Annotated in this window: 20 protein-coding genes; 4 read left to right on the top strand and 16 right to left on the bottom strand. The window is 67.9% G+C overall.

The genetic code is table 11. The annotated features are described in order from the left end of the window. Nucleotides 1-4 precede the first annotated feature (4 nt). The 14 genes from J2X70_RS01690 to J2X70_RS01625 form a co-directional block, all read right to left on the bottom strand. Nucleotides 5-1,198, bottom strand: a complete 1,194-nt coding sequence (locus tag J2X70_RS01690; protein ID WP_025874374.1) for a substrate-binding domain-containing protein — start codon at nucleotides 1,196-1,198, stop codon at nucleotides 5-7. Between the two features lie 255 nt (nucleotides 1,199-1,453). Then, entirely contained in the window at nucleotides 1,454-2,653 is a 1,200-nt protein-coding gene (gspF, locus tag J2X70_RS01685) for a type II secretion system inner membrane protein GspF (RefSeq protein ID WP_309908571.1), read from the bottom strand. Between the two features lie 7 nt (nucleotides 2,654-2,660). Beyond that, a complete protein-coding gene (gspE, locus tag J2X70_RS01680; RefSeq protein WP_032974563.1) occupies nucleotides 2,661-4,103 on the bottom strand; it encodes a type II secretion system ATPase GspE in 1,443 nt (480 codons plus the stop codon). After that, nucleotides 4,100-6,475: a type II secretion system secretin GspD gene (gene gspD / locus J2X70_RS01675; protein ID WP_309908569.1), complete on the bottom strand. Its 2,376-nt coding sequence runs from the start codon at nucleotides 6,473-6,475 to the stop codon at nucleotides 4,100-4,102. Before gspD ends, gspE begins: the two co-directional genes overlap by 4 nt. Then, nucleotides 6,472-6,996 carry a type II secretion system protein GspM gene (gene gspM / locus J2X70_RS01670; protein WP_309908567.1) on the bottom strand — a complete coding sequence of 175 codons (525 nt, stop codon included), beginning with the start codon at nucleotides 6,994-6,996 and terminating at the stop codon, nucleotides 6,472-6,474. The genes gspD and gspM overlap by 4 nt, the downstream gene beginning before the upstream one ends. Then, nucleotides 6,993-8,159 carry a type II secretion system protein GspL gene (gene gspL / locus J2X70_RS01665; protein ID WP_309908565.1) on the bottom strand — a complete coding sequence of 389 codons (1,167 nt, stop codon included), beginning with the start codon at nucleotides 8,157-8,159 and terminating at the stop codon, nucleotides 6,993-6,995. Before gspL ends, gspM begins: the two co-directional genes overlap by 4 nt. Beyond that, complete coding sequence (gene gspK, locus J2X70_RS01660; protein WP_223482689.1) at nucleotides 8,156-9,016, bottom strand: type II secretion system minor pseudopilin GspK; 861 nt, start codon at nucleotides 9,014-9,016, stop codon at nucleotides 8,156-8,158. Before gspK ends, gspL begins: the two co-directional genes overlap by 4 nt. Before the next feature lie 54 nt (nucleotides 9,017-9,070). Next, on the bottom strand, nucleotides 9,071-9,508 hold the full coding sequence (gene gspG, locus J2X70_RS01655) for a type II secretion system major pseudopilin GspG (RefSeq protein ID WP_033831258.1): 438 nt from the start codon (nucleotides 9,506-9,508) through the stop codon (nucleotides 9,071-9,073). Between the two features lie 57 nt (nucleotides 9,509-9,565). Next, nucleotides 9,566-10,150, bottom strand: coding sequence for a hypothetical protein (locus J2X70_RS01650; RefSeq protein ID WP_223482589.1), 585 nt, complete (start codon nucleotides 10,148-10,150; stop codon nucleotides 9,566-9,568). A gap of 119 nt (nucleotides 10,151-10,269) precedes the next feature. Then, nucleotides 10,270-10,821, bottom strand: coding sequence for a hypothetical protein (locus J2X70_RS01645; RefSeq protein WP_033831260.1), 552 nt, complete (start codon nucleotides 10,819-10,821; stop codon nucleotides 10,270-10,272). 53 nt (nucleotides 10,822-10,874) lie between these two features. Then, nucleotides 10,875-11,855, bottom strand: a complete 981-nt coding sequence (locus J2X70_RS01640; RefSeq protein WP_025874364.1) for a DUF4880 domain-containing protein — start codon at nucleotides 11,853-11,855, stop codon at nucleotides 10,875-10,877. A 69-nt stretch (nucleotides 11,856-11,924) separates the two neighbouring features. Continuing rightward, nucleotides 11,925-12,455, bottom strand: coding sequence for a sigma-70 family RNA polymerase sigma factor (locus J2X70_RS01635; RefSeq protein WP_025874363.1), 531 nt, complete (start codon nucleotides 12,453-12,455; stop codon nucleotides 11,925-11,927). 16 nt (nucleotides 12,456-12,471) lie between these two features. Then, nucleotides 12,472-13,152 carry an STN domain-containing protein gene (locus tag J2X70_RS01630; RefSeq protein WP_309909052.1) on the bottom strand — a complete coding sequence of 227 codons (681 nt, stop codon included), beginning with the start codon at nucleotides 13,150-13,152 and terminating at the stop codon, nucleotides 12,472-12,474. Nucleotides 13,153-13,300: 148 nt separating this feature from the next. Beyond that, nucleotides 13,301-13,765 carry an Lrp/AsnC family transcriptional regulator gene (locus tag J2X70_RS01625; protein ID WP_025874361.1) on the bottom strand — a complete coding sequence of 155 codons (465 nt, stop codon included), beginning with the start codon at nucleotides 13,763-13,765 and terminating at the stop codon, nucleotides 13,301-13,303. 124 nt (nucleotides 13,766-13,889) lie between these two features. Between J2X70_RS01625 and J2X70_RS01620 the strand changes: the two genes are divergently transcribed. From J2X70_RS01620 to J2X70_RS01605, 4 genes are all read left to right on the top strand, one after another. Then, nucleotides 13,890-14,624 carry an AzlC family ABC transporter permease gene (locus J2X70_RS01620; RefSeq protein ID WP_099842655.1) on the top strand — a complete coding sequence of 245 codons (735 nt, stop codon included), beginning with the start codon at nucleotides 13,890-13,892 and terminating at the stop codon, nucleotides 14,622-14,624. After that, on the top strand, nucleotides 14,621-14,935 hold the full coding sequence (locus J2X70_RS01615) for an AzlD family protein (RefSeq protein ID WP_033831264.1): 315 nt from the start codon (nucleotides 14,621-14,623) through the stop codon (nucleotides 14,933-14,935). The genes J2X70_RS01620 and J2X70_RS01615 overlap by 4 nt, the downstream gene beginning before the upstream one ends. Nucleotides 14,936-15,086: 151 nt before the next feature. Further along, nucleotides 15,087-15,515, top strand: coding sequence for a PAS sensor domain-containing protein (locus J2X70_RS01610; protein WP_005409905.1), 429 nt, complete (start codon nucleotides 15,087-15,089; stop codon nucleotides 15,513-15,515). Continuing rightward, entirely contained in the window at nucleotides 15,512-17,047 is a 1,536-nt protein-coding gene (locus tag J2X70_RS01605) for a sulfite reductase flavoprotein subunit alpha (protein ID WP_309908557.1), read from the top strand. Before J2X70_RS01610 ends, J2X70_RS01605 begins: the two co-directional genes overlap by 4 nt. 90 nt (nucleotides 17,048-17,137) lie before the next feature. Here J2X70_RS01605 and J2X70_RS01600 read toward each other — a convergent pair whose 3' ends face one another. Together J2X70_RS01600 and modB are read right to left on the bottom strand one after the other, a co-directional pair. After that, nucleotides 17,138-17,806 (bottom strand): ATP-binding cassette domain-containing protein, encoded by a 669-nt coding sequence (locus J2X70_RS01600; RefSeq protein WP_025874356.1) that lies wholly within the window; start codon nucleotides 17,804-17,806, stop codon nucleotides 17,138-17,140. After that, nucleotides 17,796-18,479 (bottom strand): molybdate ABC transporter permease subunit, encoded by a 684-nt coding sequence (gene modB / locus J2X70_RS01595; protein ID WP_025874355.1) that lies wholly within the window; start codon nucleotides 18,477-18,479, stop codon nucleotides 17,796-17,798. Before modB ends, J2X70_RS01600 begins: the two co-directional genes overlap by 11 nt. Between the last annotated feature and the right edge of the window lies 1 nt (nucleotide 18,480).

The following is an 18,480-nucleotide window of genomic DNA, read 5'->3' as shown; positions in this document are numbered from 1 at the left end:
ACGGTTACAGCGGACGGCCGATGCTGGCGCAGGTGCTCGGGTTGTTCACGGCGCCAGCATTGCTGGCAGTCGCGAAGCGGGCACGGACCGCATCACGCCAGGCCTTGGTCAGCGGGATGAACTTGTGCGCGCGGATGGCCGCATCGTTCGGGCCCTGCTCGACACCGGCGACCACGACACTGCCGTAATGGCGGGTCAGGAAGCCACGGACGTTGGCGCCGACAGTGGCGTTCTTGTAGCACTGGCCGAACACGAAGTTGGTGTAGCCAGCGATCGGGTAGCCCGCGCTCGGGTTGCCAAACACCGGCACCCAGTTGGCGGGATTTTCAGCAGCGGCGCCGGTCGGCGGCGCAGCGGTTTCCAGGGTCGCCTGCACGCTCACTTCATCCGGCGAGAAGGACTTGACCTTGGCCACCTTGGTGGCATCGGTCAGGCTCGGGATGACGTCCGGGCCAACGTAGCCGATGCGGCCGTCAACGGCGTACACCGCGTTGTACAGCGAGGTGCCACCGGTGGCCGGCGCGGCGATGAAGTTCGACGGCACGGTGGTGAACAGGTTGGCGAAGGTCGACTGCACCGAGAACGCCGGCACGCCGTTGGTCAGCTTCAGGGTGGTGCCGGAGACGTCCGCCGGCTGGCAGGCGCTGGTCAGGAAGCGGGCCAGCAGCTCGCTGGTACCGCTGCTCTCGCCACGGTAGACAACCTGCAGGGCACCGGTACGGCCCGAACCAGCCAGCTGGCTCCAGTCATTGATCTTGCCGGAGAAGATGCCGCAGATCTGGGTGACCGACAGATCAACCGCCGAACCGGCCTTGTTGAACGGGATGGTCACCGAGGTGGCGACCGACGGGATCTGCACCAGCGCGCCGAAGCGGTTGGCATCGCCAGCCACGTTGTAGGTGCTGTTGTAGGTGCTCAGCTCGGTGCTGCTCAGCACCGAGTCGCTGCCGGCGAAATGCACGGTACCGGTGGTCGAGAACAGCGCCGAGTTGTTTTCCAGGAAGGCCTTCTTGCCGGTGCCCGAACCGGTCACGGCGTAGCTGAAGTTGGCCGGCAGGATGCTGTCGGCCTGGCCCTTGTAGAGGTCGGCCGGCAGCGAAGCGCCGCCGCCGGTGACAGCGGTCTGGGCCGACGCGGCACCAGCAGTGGCGAGCAGCGCGGTAGCAACCAGCGCGGCCAGGGTCTTGTACTTGGTCATGATCTTCTCCTGAAGGGTTTACTGCGAAGGTGAAACACCAAGGGAGGAACGGTCACTACACGCCTGCTGCCGCCGAGGGCCTCCCAGCCCACTCTGCGGCGACAGGGACATGCTGGTCGCCGCCGATGACAGGCCGCTTAAGAAACCTGTGGAAGATCGAGAAAAGGTGTGGAGGATTGTGTGGAGAATCGAAAGCCTGCCGCGCTGCGCGCTCGCCGGGCATGGCCCGTCGCTACCCGCGATGCGCTTCGCGCATCACTGCACCAGCTGGTTCATTTCCATGATCGGCATCAGCACGGCCAGCACGATGGTCAGCACCACGCCCCCCATCACCAGGATCATCGTGGGCTCCAGCAATGCAGTGAGTGCCATCGCGCGGCGTTCGATCTCGCGCGAGATGGTCTGTGCAGCGCGGTCGAGCAACGGCGCCAATGAACCGGTCTTCTCGCCACTGGCCACCAGATGCACCAGGATCGGCGGATACACTTTCTGCACCTTCAGCGCAGCGCCAAGCGAAGTACCTTCGCGCACGCGTGCGGCCACATCATCGGCACAGCGCGCCAGCAGCGCATTGCCCAGTGTCTGTCGTGCGGCGTCCAGTGCGCGCAGCAAGGGCACACCGGCATCAAGCAGGATCGCCAGTGTCGATGCGAAGCGTGCGCTGTTCACGCCCAGCACGAAGCGCCCCACCATCGGTACGCGCAGCAGCAGGGTGTCCCAGCGCAGGCGAAGATCCGGCCGCCGCAGTGCCAGCCGCCAGCCCACCACCAGCGCGCCGATGCCCAATCCCGTCCATATGCCCCATGCGCGTACGAACGCACTGGCCGCCAGCATCACCTGGGTCAGCATCGGCAACGTCTGCCGCGCCTGCACGAACGCAGTCACTACCTGGGGAACCACGTAGCTGAGCAGGAAGATCACGATCGCTACCGACACCAGGCTGATCGCCGCCGGGTAGATGAATGCCGTCAGCACCTTGGCCTGCAGTGCATTGCGTTCTTCGATGTAGTCGGCCAGGCGCTCCATCACCCGCGCCAGATCGCCGGAATCTTCGCCCGCACCCACCAGGGCACGATAGATCGCAGGAAAGTCGCGCGGCCGCGCCGCCAGCGCCACGGTCAACCGTTGGCCGGCGCGCACATCGGCACGCACCGCAGTGAGTGCCTGTGCAACGTGCGAGCGTTCGGCCTGTTCGATCACCGCGCTCAACGCGCTTTCCAGCGGCAGGCTGGCGGCCAGCAGGCTGGCAAGTTGCCGCGTGGCCCAGGCCAGTTCGCTGGCCGATAGTCTGCGCGTGCCCCAGCCACTGCCGGAATTTCGTGCGGCTGATACCTGTACCGGTGTCAGCCCACGCCCGCGCAGTTGCTGGCGCACGCCGCGCGCGTTGTCGGCGTCCAGCTGTCCCTTCTCGATGCGCCCCTGCGCGTTGGCGGCCTGATAGTCGAACAGTGCCATGCGCGCCTCAGTCGTCGCCGGTCACGCGCAGGATCTCCTCCAGCGTAGTCACCCCGCTGTCGACCCAGCGCTGCCCGTCCTGGCGCAGGGTGCGCATGCCGGCGCGCCGCGCGGCCTCACGCAGCGCGGGCTCGCCCTGCCCTTCATGGATCAGTGCCCGCACACGCTCATCCACCACGAACAGTTCGTGGATACCGGTGCGCCCGCGGTAGCCGCTGTTCGCACAGGCGGGGCAGCCTACGGCCCGCCACACGGTGCGGCCCTCGGCATCCACTTCGGCACGCCGGCACTGCAGGCACAGCCTGCGCACCAGCCGCTGCGCCAGCACGCCACGCAACGATGAGGCCAGCAGGAAAGGTTCCACGCCCATGTCCGCCAGTCGGGTCACCGCCGAAATCGCATCGTTGGTATGCAGCGATGCCAGCACGCCGTGACCGGTCAGCGACGACTGCACCGCGATCTGCGCCGTTTCCAGGTCACGGATCTCGCCGATCATGATGGTGTCCGGATCCTGGCGCAGGATCGCGCGCAATGCGGTGCCGAAACTCATGCCGATGCGCGCGTTGACCTGGATCTGGCCGATACCGGCAAAGTCGTACTCCACCGGGTCTTCCACCGTGAGGATGTTGCTTGTGCTGCTGTCGAGCTGCCCCAGTGCCGCATACAGCGATGTGGTCTTGCCACTGCCGGTGGGCCCAGTCACCAGCACGATGCCATGCGGCTGGCGGATCAACCCGGTGAAGGTGGCCAGCGTATCGTCGGCCATGCCGAGGCGTTGCAGCTGCAACCGGCCGGCATCCTTTTCCAGCAGGCGCAGCACCGCCCGTTCGCCGTGCCCGGTGGGCACGGTGGAGACGCGGATATCCAGCGGCCGGCCACCCACGCGGATCGCAATGCGCCCATCCTGCGGCAGGCGCTTCTCGGCGATATCCAGGTGGGCCATGATCTTGATGCGCGAGACCAGCGCCGCGTGCAACGCACGTCGTGGCTGCACCATGTCACGCAGGGTGCCATCGACGCGGTAGCGCACCACCGAATGGGTTTCGAAAGGTTCGATGTGCAGATCGCTTGCACCGTCACGCGCGGCCTGTGCCAGCAGGGCGTTGATCATGCGGATCACCGGCGCGTCGTCCTGTGCATCCAGCAGATCGGTCACTTCGGGCATGTCCTGCATCAGCCGGTCGAGATCGACTTCACTTTCGGCCGCGCCGACCAGTGCAGCGGCATCGCCACCGTCACGATACTGCTCGCCCAACCGCTGCTGCCAGGCCGCCGCATCCAGCACCTGGAACGGCAGCGGCCCGTGCCGGCGGCGCAGTTCGGCCACCGCCCAGGCGGCGGTCTCGGCAGTTCCCAGCAGGACCGGCGCGCCGCCTGCTTCGGCCAGCATCACGCCGTGGCTGCGCACCCAGGCATACGGCAGCGCTGGCGGCGGCGTGGCCATGCTCATGGGCCGATGACCAGTTCCGGGGTGTAGCCCAGCCCGCGCAGCTGCTGCAGCGCCGGGTCGAGCGTGGCCGGGTCGCGTGCTACCCGCACCCGCAGTCGCTGTCCGGTTTCGCCCGGCGTGGTTTCGGCATAGGCCTGCAGGCCAAGCGCGCGCACCTGTGCCACGGCCTGCGTGGCACGCGCTGCATCCAGCCCCTGCGCGAACTGCACCACCTGCACATTGCCCTCGCTGGCCGGATACAACGCCGCAAGGCTGCCGTTCTGCGGCGGCTGGCCCTGGCCATCGCGTGCATTGCCCTGGCCCAGCACCGACAGGTCCTGCGGTGGCAGCTGCGGCGCCGACAGCGCCGGCAATGCCCAGCTCTGCACCGGCTGCGCGCCGGCCTGTGCATTGCGCATGTAGTCGTAGCGGTCGCGGGTCAGGCGCTGGCCGGCAGCCGGGTCACGCACCACGTGCGGGCGCAGGAACACCATCAGGTTGGTCTTGGCGCGCTTGCGCGTATCGCTGCGGAACAGTGCGCCCAGCACTGGAATCTTGCCCAGGCCCGGCACGGCATCGCGGCCATGGCTGACGCTGTCTTCCAGCAGGCCGCCCAGCACCATGATCTGGCCGTCATCGAGCAGCACGCTGGTGTCCAGCGCGCGCTTGTTGGTGATGATGCCGGCGCTGCCCGAGCTCTGCGCATCGATGCTGCTGACTTCCTGGTAGATGTCCAGCTTCACCGTGCCGCCCTCGGAAATCTGCGGGCGCACCCGCAGCTTCAGGCCCACGTCCTCGCGTTCGATGGTCTGGAACGGGTTGTTGCTGCCACCACCGCCATCGGTCACATAGCGGCCACTGACGAAGGGCACGGTCTGCCCGACCATGATGCTGGCCGCCTCGTTGTCCAGCGTCATCAGGTTCGGCGTGGAGAGGATGTTGGCGCCGCCTTTGCTCTGCAGGGCATTGGCCAGCGCCTTCATGTTGAGGATCTGGCCCACGCCCGGCAGGTTGATCGTGCCGTCGATCACGCCGATGTTCAGTCCGTCTTTCGGCAGCACGTCGAGCGTGGTGCGCGCGGTGGTGTTCAGCCCACTGCCGCCGGTGGTGCCGCCGAAGTGGGTGCCACCGAAGGTGCGGCCGTTGCCCAGCATCCATTGCACGCCCAGCTCGGCGGCGTCGGTCTGGTTGACCTCCACGATCAGGCTCTCCACCAGCACCTGCGCCCGACGCTGGTCCAGCTGGTCGATCACCCGCCGCAGGTTGCGGTACACCGGCTCCGGGGCAGAGATCAGCAAGGTGTTGGTGGCGATGTCGGCCTGCACCGAAATGCCGTTCTGGCTGAAGCCGGTGCTGCCGGCATCGGTCGGTTCGCGACGGCCGGGATCAAGCCGCGGCGATTCCAGCGCATTGCCTTTGTTCTTGCCCTGTGCAGGCTGCGCCGGCGGGCTGGCATTGCGGCTGGTCTCGCCCGGCAATGCAGTGATGCCGTCGCTGCTGCCCATTGCCGGCGCATCGCTCTGCCCTGCCACCACGCCCCGCAGCACCCCGGCCAGCTGGGTGGCCTGGGCGTTGCGCAGGTACACCACGTGCAGGTTGCCGGACTCGTCCTGGGCCTTGTCCAGCTTCTCCACCAGCTGCCGCGCCAGGCGCGTGCGGCCCGGGCTGCTGGAACGCAGCAGCACGCTGTTGCTGCGCGGGTCGGCCATCACCACCACCTTCTGCGCCGGCTCCGCGCCCTGCGCATCCAGCAGCGGTGCGACCATCGCCGCCACATCCACGGCAATGCCCTGCTGCAGCTTCACCACGTCGGTGTCCATGCCGGCCGGTGTATCCACGCTGGCGATGACCCGCGCGATGCGCTCCAGGTTGTCGGCGTAGTCGGTGATGACCAGCGTGTTGTTGCCGGGGTTCGCGGTGATCGGATTATCCGCGGTGATCATCGGCCGCAGCACCGCCACCAGCGCCGCGGCACTCTCGTAGCGCAGGGAAAACGTGCGCGTGGCTATTTCGCCGCCCGCGCCACCGGCACCAACGCGGCCGCCCAGCAGCTTGGCATCGGCCTGCGGCACCACCCGGCTGACGCCCCCGCTTTCGACCACGGCGAAGCCGCGCATGCGCAATGCACCCAGCAGCAGCTGATAAGCCTGCACGCGGCTGACCGGCCCATCGGAGACCACGGTCATCTTGCCGCTCACCCGGGGGTCGACCAGGAACTGGCGGCCGGTGAAGCGTGCCGCCATGCGCAGCACCCCACCGATATCGGTGTCCACCAGGTTCAGCTGCACCGGTTCGCCATTGGCGTCCTGCGCCTGCACCGGCGCCGGAAGATGGGCCAGGCCCACCACCAGTGCCAATGCCGCGCTGCAGCCCAGGCTGCGCATCGCCTTCATGGATGGCCACCGCCATGGGCGACCATCACGATGTTTCCGGAAATCCGTGCCGCCGGCATGTTCGCGTCCCCTGTTCGTTGCAGTTGCAGTTGCTGCAGTTCGATGGCCGGGTCGGCCAGCAAGGGCAGCAGCCAGTTCCAGAGCGCATCGGCGGGCACACTGCGCACCTGCAGGTGCCAGCGCCCGTCGCGCGTTTCGATATGCAGGCTGCCCGCCAGGCCGGCAGCGGTGATCTGTTGGCGCAGGCCTGCAAGTGTCGGCCGCCGGCCTTGCGCCTGCTGCTGTTCACGGGCGCGCAGCAGCGGTGCAAGTGCTGCCGCCTGCGCCTGCAGCCGTGGAAGCTCAGCCTGCCAATGGCTGCGCTGCTTAAGCAGCGGCTGCAGCCAGCCCAGCCATAGTGCGGCCGCCGCTATCGCCGCAGCCATCAACAGCAGCATCGCGCGCTCGCGCGCCGCCAGCCGCTGCCAACGCTGCGACAGTCCGCGCACGAAGCCCGCCGGCCGTAGTTCCGATGCGGTCACGGAGCAGTCCCGCGGCTGATCCGCAAGCGGCCACCGGCTTCGTGCGCAAGCTGCAGCCCTTGTGCCTGCATCGCCTGCTGCCAGCGCTCCAGCCGTTGCGCGTCCTCGGCCAACACCTGCGCGTCGGCATCCAGCTCCATCTCCAGCTGGCCCGGCTGATAGCGCAGGCTGCGAACCTGGCCAGCCAACTCGGGGATGGCCTGCAGCACGCTGGCAACCTGCTGCTGCACGGCAGGAAGTGCCCGTGGCGCTGCCGGCACCGCCAGCGCCCGCCGCGCCTGCACCACCGGATCGACCACATCGTGGATCTCGGGGAAGTGCGTGCTGAACTGCCGCGCCAAGTCATGCTGCAGGGCTTCACCCTCGCTGTGCCAGCGCGACACCTGCAGTTGCAGGCCCAGTGCAGCCAGCACCGCCGCCGCCAGCGCAAGACCGATAGCCAGGCGTGGCGCACCTGCACCCGAGGCCGGCAACGGCAGTGACCAGCCAGGCAGCGGACCGCTGCACTGCACCGCCTGCGTCAGCACGCTGGCCGGCAGACGCTCGGCCCAAGCGGGCGGCACGGCATCGATCCACTGCACTGCCTGCACCCCGGCCTGCTGCAGGCGCACGGCCAGCACCTGCATCACCGAGGCCAGGTCACGCCCACCGCACCACTGCACGAAGCCACGATCACGGCCACAGCGGACCAGTACCTGATCACCACACAGCTGCAGGGTGGCCTGCCCGACCGCCCACGGCAGCAGCAAGGGCGTTGGGTGCAGCGCCTGCAACTGCAGCCCGCACTCCTGCAGCTGCTGCTGTACGCGCGCAATCGCCTGCAGGCCAAGCCACGCCACCGCCACCGTGCCATCGGCCGCCTGGGTGCCATGGCCCAGCGCCACCTCCTGCAGATCATCCAGCAGCATCGCTTCCACTTCACCCTGCAGGGCCGCCTGCAGGCGTCGCCCGGGCAGCGGCGGCAGCTGCAGCTCAAGCAGGATCAGGTCCTGCGGATCAAGGCTCGCATGCACCCTCGCCTGCGGAAAGCGCTGGCCCAGCGTCGACAGAGGGTCGCTTCCCGTGGCCAGCACGCGGTCCTTGTGCAGCTGCGACCACTCCACCGCGCTGTCCCCATCCAATCGTTCCAGCGCCGGCAGGCGCACTCTCAGCTGCAGGCTCATGCACCGATCCTTGTCCATACCCGTTGCACACGCACGCTGTCGTCGCGGAACTCGCGCCAGATCAACGCGCGGAAATCCACCGATGCGCCGTCTGCCTGTACCTGGCCTACCGCCAGGAACCACTCGCTGTGGATACCCAGCGGCATCAGCGCCATCTGTTCGTTGCTCAGCTGCAGCCGGTTGGCGATGTCACCGCGGTTGAGCAGCCAGTGGCCACGATCACGCTCGCCCAGCAGCGCCTGCAGGCGCCCGGCTTCCACCCCGGGTGCAACCGCCTGCAGTACGGCGATATCACCTGTATTGGCGTTGACCAGGGTCTGCGCTGGCAGCACCACCGTACGCCGCGCCAGTGCCTGTATCGCCACCGGATCGGCGCCTGCCAGAACCTGTTCAATCAGCGACTCACGCGGCAACGGTGCCCGCGCCTGCCGATCACCATCGCGCAGGCGCGACTGGACCTGCGTTGCGGCGCTGGCACAGGCCGCGCGGGGCAGCCCCTGCCCCACACACAGCGAAGTGAACGCACGCAGTGCCTCTGCGGCAGGCTGGCCGTCAGCCAGCAGCGTGCGCAGGTTGAACCTCGACTGCGCGTCCACCAGCTGCAGGTGCACCGGCAGCGGCGCCTGCAGCTGCACCGGCCGCGCCCAGCGCCCGTTGCCAACGGTAGTCAACTGCTCGCGCGCGTCCTCACGCAACTGCTGCGCCGCGCGTTCCAGCGTGACGTCCACCGCCATGCGTACCTGCATGCGCAGCTGGTCGCTGCGTACCGCACGCAGCTGTGCGGCCTGCCGGGTCAGCAGCGCAGTGGCGATCACCGCCACCAGTGCCACCACCAGCATCGCCACGATCACCGCCATGCCCTGCTGGCCGGCAAACGCACCTGGAATGTTCCGGCGTGCCATTGTCCGGCCTCACAACTGCCAGGAACCGATGTCCGCGTTGCCGGCCTCACCGCCGGGCTTGCTGTCGGCCCCCAGCGAGAACACGTCGATATCGCCGTGCGTGCCGGGGTTCTGGTACTGGTAGGGGTGCCCCCACGGGTCATCCGGCAGGCGGTCGAGGTACGGCGTGACCGGCATCGCGCCGCTGCCCTGCGGCGGTTTCAGCAGCGCCTGCAGCCCCTGCCCGGCACTGGGGTAACGCCCATTGTCCAGCCGGTACAGCTTCATGGCCTGCATCAGTGCGGCGATGTCCTGGCGTGCCGCCACCACGCGGGCCTGGTCGGGGCGATCCATCAACCGGGGCACGATCAGTGCAGCCAGAATGCCGATGATGACCACCACCACCATGATCTCGATCAGGCTGAAGCCCTGCTGCCGAGCCCTGCGACCACCCATCTGCATTGCCATTGTTCCGCCCTCATCATCCTGGAAGAGACCGCCGCCCCATGGTCAGCGGCGCATGTGTCAGTACGATAAACATCCTGCGGAAATCGGCCGTTCCTGCAGCCGATCACCCACACCGCGCGCGTTCCCCACGCAGGCAGCGTCCAGCAGCGACGACGGAACGCGCGCAAGCGTTTCCTCCACGCAGCGCTGCAGCAGTGGCGCGGCACACGCCTGCAGCAGGCGCATGCACTGCAGGGGCGACCAGGCCATGCCATGATCGAAGCCGATGAATTGCCGGTACACCTGGTGATAGCGAAGATCGTCGTGCAGGCGCTGCACGCTGCCAGGGGCGCACAGCGCGATCAGCAGCACCGCACGCTGCACCATGCGCACCTCCGCGCTCTCCTGCGCAAGCGTGGCCAAGGCCCCTTCAGGCCACGGCTGCAGGCATGCGTCCAGCGCCTGCCGCAGCAGCATCAACGGATGGCCGCTGACATCCAGCGCTGACCACCTTGCCGCATCGGCCCAGGCATCGCTGGACAGCATCCACACCCACGGCTGCCCATAGCGCTGCACATTCACTGGGGCGTGCCGCGCCTGCTCCAGCGACTGGCTCAGGTGGCGGTCCAGCTCCAGCATGCTGATCCTGCGACTGTCGTTCATCGGCGTCGCCTGCGCTCCGCGACGCGGGAGCGTCGTACTCTGCAGAAGACGTCAGCAAGGCAACCGAAGCGACAGCACGAATGCGATGTTGAGCAGTGCGTGGCAGCATCGCGGGAATGTCACCGCAACGTCATCCGCCTGCAGGCTTGCAGGTCCAGGCGCGGCGCCTCTCCGCCACACCGCCGGGCCAGCACGGCAACGTCGCTGCGCTGCGCGAATGCCGCCAGCGCGTGCATCGCGTCCGCGTCATCCAGCAGCGCCGCCGTCGCCGCCTGCAGCAGTGGCAGCTGCCATCCCTCCATCTGTGCATCGCTGGCGGCCACGAACCAGTGCCACAACCGGTGGTAGCGCACGTGATCGTGAAGTGCCGCCAGACCCTCGATGCCGTGCATGGCCATCAGCAACAAGGCACGTGCCAGTGCAGCAGCAGGCAGCATTCCCGATTCCGAAAGTGGCAGCGCCTGCCGCTGCAACCGCAGCAGCATCGCCAACGGATGGTCCTGTGGCTCGAACTCCAGCAGCACCGCCTGCTGCCGCCACTGCGGGTCGGACACCACGCATACCCACGGCGCGCCATAGCGGTGCACCATCAGCGGCCGCCGCTGGGTGGTTTCCAGCAGCGCCGACAGATTGCGGCGCAGATCCAACACACCGATGGTCTCGTTGCGCATCCTTGGCCTCTCCATGCATGCAGCGGGCGTGCGCGTCGCGCGCAGCCAGGGTCTTACCCCAAGACGGCAATTCCACCGGGAAAGCGACGCAGGCCGAGTGACAGCGTCTGCCCGAGCTGCTCCAGTGCGGCATCCGGATCATCAATGCGGAAGCGACCACTGACCGGCGCCCGCGCCAATGCGGATTCGCCCAGCAGCACCTTGCCGCGCCGGTAGCGGTTGATCTCGGCCACCACCTCACGCAGTGGCGCGCGGCGGAACACCAGCATGCCTTCGGTCCACGCGCTGACTTCGGCCGCCACGGCTTCGGCCACCACGCCACTGAGGCGCTCGTCATACACCGTCTGCTGGCCGGCCTGCAGCTGCAGGCGACCTTGCGGATGCTCGATGCGCACGCTGCCGCGCAGGCAGGTCACGCGCACCTGTCCATCGGTATTGCGCACATCCAGGCGTGCTGCGCCCTCGTCGGCCACCAGGCAACCCGGCCCGGCGAACAGCGCCAGGCGCGCTCCCGCAGCGGCCTCGATCGCCGCCTGTCCCTGCACCAGCTCGAAGCCTTCACCCTGGGCATCACTGCGCCGGCGCAGGCTGCTCTGCGTATCCAGCTCGATCTTCAGGTGCGGCGTCGGCGCAATCTGCAGCCGCTCGCCGGTACCGGTATGGAAATCGGCGGTCATCGCCGTCACCGAAGGCCACAGGCCCAGTGGCGGGTGCAGCGCAGCCACCACGGCCAGGCTCGCAGGTGCCGCCACGGCCGCACCCAGGAATGCGCGCCGGCTCCAGCGTTGTGCCGGGGTTGCAGGCTGCGGCTGGCGCGCAGCGGCAGGCAGCTGCTCACCGGCCAGGCGTACCTGTTCCCATTGCCGTTTCGCGCGCGCAAAGGCGTGCCGATGGCCGGGATCGGCCTCGCACCATTGGCGGAATTTCCTGGCATCGGCCGCAGTGGCTTCGCCCGAGGTCAACCGTACCACCCACGCGTGGGCCTGGCGCTCCACGGCGTCGAGCGGGCGGTGCGGTTGGTCGTCAGCGTCCATGAGGGCTCTTGCCGTCCCCGCACGCTGCGGGGTTCTGATCGGCGTCAAAGTGTAGACGGATGCCGTGCCTCAGAACCGCACCTGCCGTCCCTGCCCGCTGCGTTCGGCCAGGTAATCCTGTGCGGCTTTCAGCTCACGCTGCACCAGCCGCAACGACACGCCCAGGTGCTCGGCCACATCGCGCTGCTGCAGGCCGTCCACGCGGATCGCCAGCAGTATCCGGCGGCGGCGCTCGGGCATCCGCTGCAGCAGGCCGACCATGTCTTCCAGCGCCATCTCCTGCTCGGCCGCCTGTGCCGGCCCCGGGCCGGGATCGGCCATGTCCATCAACGTATCCACTTCTTCCAGGCTCAGCAGGCGATGGTCGGCGCGCTGGCGGTCGATCACGGTGTTCATCGCCATGCGCAGCAGGTACGCCGCTGGGTTCTGTACCGGGTCCAGGCGATCGCGACGCGTGCTCAGGCGCATCCAGGTGTCCTGCAGCGCGTCGCCGGCCAGCTCTTCCGAGCCCAGCTTGCGCACCAGGCGGCGCTTCAGTTCGTCGTACGCGCCCAGCAGATGGTCCATCAGGTCCACCGCCCCAGCCGTGCTGTTGCTCATGTTCGATTCCTTGACGTCATGGTTGGGGCGGGCGCCGGCCACAGTCGTGGCCCGCGCTGGAAGGGCGGATCTGCAGGGTCACCGGCTGCGGCAGCGCGGCAGCATCGGCGCCCACCCGCAGCGACTGCATCGCCTGCAGAAGACGCGCATCGCGGCGGGTGCTGCCGCTGCCGGCAAGCAGTTCGGGTTCCTGCACCTGGCCGTCGTTGGCAATGCGGAAGCGCAGCGTCGCCGCATAGGCGCCCGGTGCAAGGTCAGGGTCGCCACAGAACGCAGTGCGCAGCCGCTGCTGCAGGTCGCCGAAACGGCGACGCAGCCCGAGCTCGCTGGCCACACCGGTCGCAGAGGCCTCGGCAGCGGCGCGTGCGGCGCGGCGCAGGACCACGCGCTGCGCGCCGATCAGCTCGGCCTCGACACCCGTATCCTGCAGCACCACCTGCAGCGCCTGCAGTGGCGGCAGGCTGGCCTGCAGCGGATGGCTGCTGCGGCCCGTGCCGAGGTCGCCGGGATACATCACCGACCAGCCGCTGACGACGCTGAAGCGCTCGACCGCCTGTTCCAGCGGCTGCGCGGGAATGTCATAGGCGCGGATGTCGTCCTGTGCGGCGGCAGCGAAGGCGAACAGCAACCCGGCGGCGGCCGCCACCCTCCAACGTCTGATCGCATGCTGTCCATTCAGCCCCCTGACGTAGAACACATGACCCTCGGCAGCGACATCAGCTGCAGCGGCGAAGCGCGGTGCGACCAGGCGGGTCGACCTGCGCACGGCCGGCAAGCGGGTCAAACCGTAGCGGCGTCACGTGTCATTGCGATGACGGCGGCGCGCAGGGGACGCGCCGGGCCGTTCAGACCGGCAGTTCAGTGGTCTGCTTGATCCGCTGCATGGGGATTTCGGTCTTGGTGTTCTGCACCCCGGCGATCCGGTTGAGGTGCTGTATCTGGAACTGCCGGTACGCATCAAGGTCGGCCACGGCCACCCGCAGCAGGAAGTCGCAGTCGCCCGCCATCAGATGGCATTCAAGCACTTCCGGGAAGGACTTGATGCTGTTGATGAAGTGGTTGGTGGTGTCTTCGTCCTGGCCACGCAGCCACACGCGGACGAACACCGTGAACCCACGCCCGATCCTCGCCGCGTTGAGCAGGGCCACGTAGCGATCGATGTAGCCGCCCTCTTCCAGCAGGCGGACCCGGCGCAGGCAGGCGGACGGCGACAGCCCCACCTGTCGCGAAAGCTCCAGGTTCTGCAGGCGACCATCGCGCTGCAGGGCGTCGAGGATGCGGCGATCCAGGTTATCGAGCTGGTACTGCATGACATTTCACCCATCAGGCTGATGGCCGCATGATATTCTACATTCCGTCGACTCAATGGCATCAACGCAACCCGATTGCGTGATCGGACCGTTAGCATGGGCCACCCCCACCCGTTGTTGATCCATGGACGCCCGAACCACCCTGCCCCTGCCTGATCCCGTGTGCGACACCGCACCGCGCGCCGAATTCCTGCGCGGCCTGCGCGCCGCCGTGCCGGTGATGATCGGCTTCATTCCTTTCGCCCTGGTGCTCGGTGCCCAGGCCGCCCAGAAGGGCCTGTCGGCGCTGGAAGTGCCGCTGATGACCGGCCTCAACTTTGCCGGTGGGTCTGAATTCGCCGCGGTCGAACTGTGGACTTCGCCGCCACACATCGCGCTGATCGTAGCGATCACCGCACTGGTCAACAGCCGCCATCTGCTGATGGGTGCCAGCCTGGCGCCGTTGCTACAGCACCTGCCGCGCCGTCGCGTGCTGCCGGCGCTGTTCTTCATGTGCGATGAAAGCTGGGCACTGGGCGTGGCCGATGCGCGCCGTCGGGCACTGGGCTTCAGCCTGTCCTACTACCTCGGCGTGTCGGCCGGCCTGTACACCGTGTGGGTACTGTGCACCGCGCTGGGGGCGATCGTCGGCCCACTGCTCGGTGACATCCACGCCTATGGCTTCGACATGGCCTTCCCCGCCGTGTTCCTGGTGTTGCTGCGCGGCATGTGGCAAGGCATGCGCGCCGCCCGGCCATGGCTGGTCAGCCTGGTGGTGGCAGCGGGCACCTACCTGCTGGTGCCCGGCGCCTGGTACGTCGCCAGCGGCGCGCTGGCCGGTCTGGCCGCTGCGTGGCTGCTGGCCGAGGACGCCGCATGATCTTCAACGGACTGATCCACTGGACCTCGGTGCTGACCATCATCCTGATGGCCGCCGCCACCTATCTCACCCGCATCATCGGTTTCCTCGCGCTGCGCAACCGCACCCTGAGCAAGCGCGCGGTGACGGTGATGGAAGCCGCCCCGGGCTGCGTGCTGATCTCGGTGATCGCCCCGGATTTCGTGGCCGACAAGCCGGCCGATCTGGCCGCACTGGCGATCACGTTGCTTGCGGCCACGCGGCTGTCGATGCTGCCGACCGTGCTGATCGGCGTGGTATCGGCGGGTGTGCTGCGGTATGTGATGGGGTGAGCGCCCACTAGCGCCGCCCCTCCCTGCGACAGCCGGTCGCAGCCCCCTCCGGGCACACGCTTGACCTATATCAATCCGCCCCACGCCACGGGCGCGTATCTCTATGCAGGAACCCAATACGCCGGCGTCACCGGCATCCAAAGGACCTGCGATGAGCTACACCCCCGACAACGCCCAGCTGCTCAACGCCATGCAGAACGTGATGGTGATCTCCACCACCGACCTGCAGGGCAACATCACCTATGCCAACGACCTGTTCTGCACGCTCACCGGGTTCGCGCGCGAGGAACTGATCGGCCAGCCGCACAGCATCGTCCGCCATCCTGACGTACCCAAGGCCGTCTACAAGGACATGTGGGACACCATCAAGGCCGGCAAGACCTGGACCGGCATCGTCCCCAACCTTGGCAAGGGCGGCGTGCTCTACGTGGTCGACACCACCGTGCAGCCGCTGTTCGACGCAGATGGCAACATCACCTCGTACATCAGCATCCGCCGCGTGGTGAACGACCTGATGCAGAACTACGACCTGGTCGAGTTCAGCAAGGAAAAGTTCGACGACTTCTACGAGGCTGCGTGAACGCCATCCCCACACGCCGGCCCATCAGCCGGCTGCTGGTCGGTTTCGCCTCCGAGTCGGGCAACGCCCGCGCCCTGGCCCAACGCCTGGGTGCGGACCCGGAACTGCAGCCGCATGGACCGCAGGTCCTGCCGTTCAATGACATCGATGTGGCCGGCCTCGGCCACGGCGATGTGCTGCTGGCCATCTCCAGCTCGTTCGGCGACGGCGAGCCACCGGCCAATGGCGAGCGCTTCTTCGAGTCGCTGCGACAGGCGCCCGCCCTGCCCGGACTGCGCTACGCGGTGTTCGGTCTGGGGGATACCGGCTACCCCAGCTTCTGCGGTTTCACCAAGGCGTTGGATGCAGCGTTGAGTGATCGTCAGGCGCAGCCACTACTGCACCGTGTCGACGCCGACCTCGGCTACGAACAGTTCTTCCAGCAGTGGCGGCCGGTGCTGGGCCAGGTACTGGACGGTGATGCGACCGCCGGCCAGGATCTGCGCCTGCAGGTGACGGCTTACGGCGAAGACAACGCGTTCGCCGCCGGCATTGTCGAACGGCGCCGACTGAATCACAGCACCCCCGCCGCCTGGCACCTGCAGCTGGACATCGCGGGCAGCGGCATGGCCTACCGGGCCGGCGACACCCTGCATCTGGTTGCAGAAAATGATCCTGCGCTGCTGCAGGCCCTGGCCAGCTGGTATGGCGATTCCAGCGCCGTCGACGCGTTGCGCGACCGCGAACTGCGCCTGCTCAGCAAGGGCGTACTGCGCGAACTGGCCAGGCTGGGGGGTAGCGACGTACTGAAAAGCCTGCTGAAGATCAGCCAGAAACGCGAACTGGACGCCTACCTGCATGGCCTGGACCTGCTGGACGTGCTGCAGGACCACGCCACCCCGCAGTCGGTTCCGCTGGCGCGATTGCGCGAGCTGCTCTCACCCTGCCTGCCGCGCGCCTACTCGATTGCCTCGCATCCGCGCGATGACCAGCTGAGCCTGTGCGTGCGCGAAGTGCGCTACACCCTGCGTGGCCGCGAACGCTTCGGCACCGCCACCGGCAGCCTGCTGCACGGCGGCGACACGGCGCGCGTGTACTGCCGCTCCAATCCGGGCTTCCACCTGCCCGAAGGCGGCAACGCACCTCTGCTGCTGGTGGGCACCGGTACCGGCATCGCGCCGCTGATGGGCCTGATGCAGGAACTGCAGGCAACCGGCGATGCGCGGGAGGTCCATCTGGTGTTCGGCGAGAAGCACCGCGAGCATGACTTCCTGTACCGCGAGCAGCTGCAGGACTGGCAGGCGCGTGGCGTACTGGCCAGCCTGCACACCGCGTTCTCGCGCGATGCTGCGCAGAAGGTCTATGTGCAGCATGTGTTGCAGCAGCAGGCCACGCAGATGCGGGAAGTGCTGGCCCGTGGCGGCCACATCTACCTGTGTGGCAACAAGAGCCACCTGGAAAGTGCGATGCGCGAAGCCATCGACGCGATCGGCGGCGAAGGCCATTGGGATGCCCTGCGCGGTGAGGGCCGCACCCACTGCGAGCTGTATTGAACCGTCCCTACGACGCTGCCGGCCAGCGGCCGGCACTACCCGCGTGGATACACGGCGCGCCAGGATATGGCCCGGTACGACCGCCGCGCGTCATCCACCGACGATGCGCCCGTCCACCACACGCGCCACCTGCTGGCCGAACACCGCCACATCCTGCGGGTCGTGGCTGATCAGCAGCAGTGGAATACCGGTTTCATCCAGCACGGCTTCCAGCTCCTGGCGAAGGTGCTGGCGCAGGTCGTGGTCGAGCGCTGCGAACGGTTCGTCCAGCAGCAACGCCTGCGGCCGGGTCACCAGTGCACGCGCCAACGCCGTGCGCTGGCGCTGTCCGCCAGATACCTGCGACGGCAGCAGATCCGCCACGTGCTCGATCCGGAATGCCTGCAGCCACTGCTCCACTGCCTCGATACGGGTGCCGCGCGGTGGATTCAACCAGCCCCGCTGCAGCCCGAACGCAACGTTCTGGCGCACGCTCAGGTGCGGAAACAGCGCGTAGTCCTGGAACACGTAACCCAGTCGACGACGCTGCGGTGGCAGATCGACCCCCGCTCCCGCATCGAACAGTGTCTGCCCGTGCAGGCGCACATGCCCATGCTCCGGGCGCAGCAGGCCGGCCACCGCTTTCAGCGTCAGGCTCTTGCCGGCACCGGAAGGCCCGAACAGCACCACCTGCCGCTGCGTGCACTGCAGCGCAACGTCCAGCTCGAACGTCTGGCCGGACGCCTGCAATCGCCGCTGCACCTGCAGGTCAAGCCACATCGCGCAGCTCCCGACGGCGCCCGCCCACCAGCCGCGCGGCCAGCAGCAGGATCACGATGCACACGACCGACGTCAGGATCACCAGCGCATTGGCCTTGCCATCCTGCCCCGCCTGCACCGCTTCATAGATGGCGATCGACAAAGTCTGCGTGCGGCCCGGAATGCTGCCGGCCACCATCAGCGTGGCGCCGAACTCACCCATCGCCCGTGCGAACGCCAGCAGCAGGCCCGCCAGAATCCCGCGCCATGCCAGCGGCAGGGTGATGCGGAAGAACACCGCCGCTTCGGACACGCCCAGCGTGCGCGCGGCCTGCTCCAACTGACCGTCCACTTCCTCGAATGCAGCGCGTGCCGGTTTGAACACCAGCGGAAACGACGCCACCGCAGCAGCGATCACCGCCGCCTGCCAGGTAAACACCAGGTTGATGCCGAACCACGACTGCAACCAGGCGCCGATCGGGCCATTGCGCCCGATCAGCACCAGCAGGTAATAGCCCAGCACCGTCGGCGGCAGCACCATCGGCAGGGTCAGTATCGAATCCAGCAGTTCCCGACCGGGAAAGCGCCGTCGCGCCAGCAGCGCGCCAAGTGCCACGCCGGCAACAAGATTGATCGCCGTGGCCCAGCCGGCCACCTTCAACGACAATCCCAGTGCGCTCCAGTCCAGGTCCATC

The sequence above is a fragment of the Stenotrophomonas sp. 1337 genome (assembly GCF_031455455.1).
GTDB lineage: Bacteria > Pseudomonadota > Gammaproteobacteria > Xanthomonadales > Xanthomonadaceae > Stenotrophomonas > Stenotrophomonas indicatrix.
This window is presented reverse-complemented; position numbering and strand designations above follow the sequence as displayed.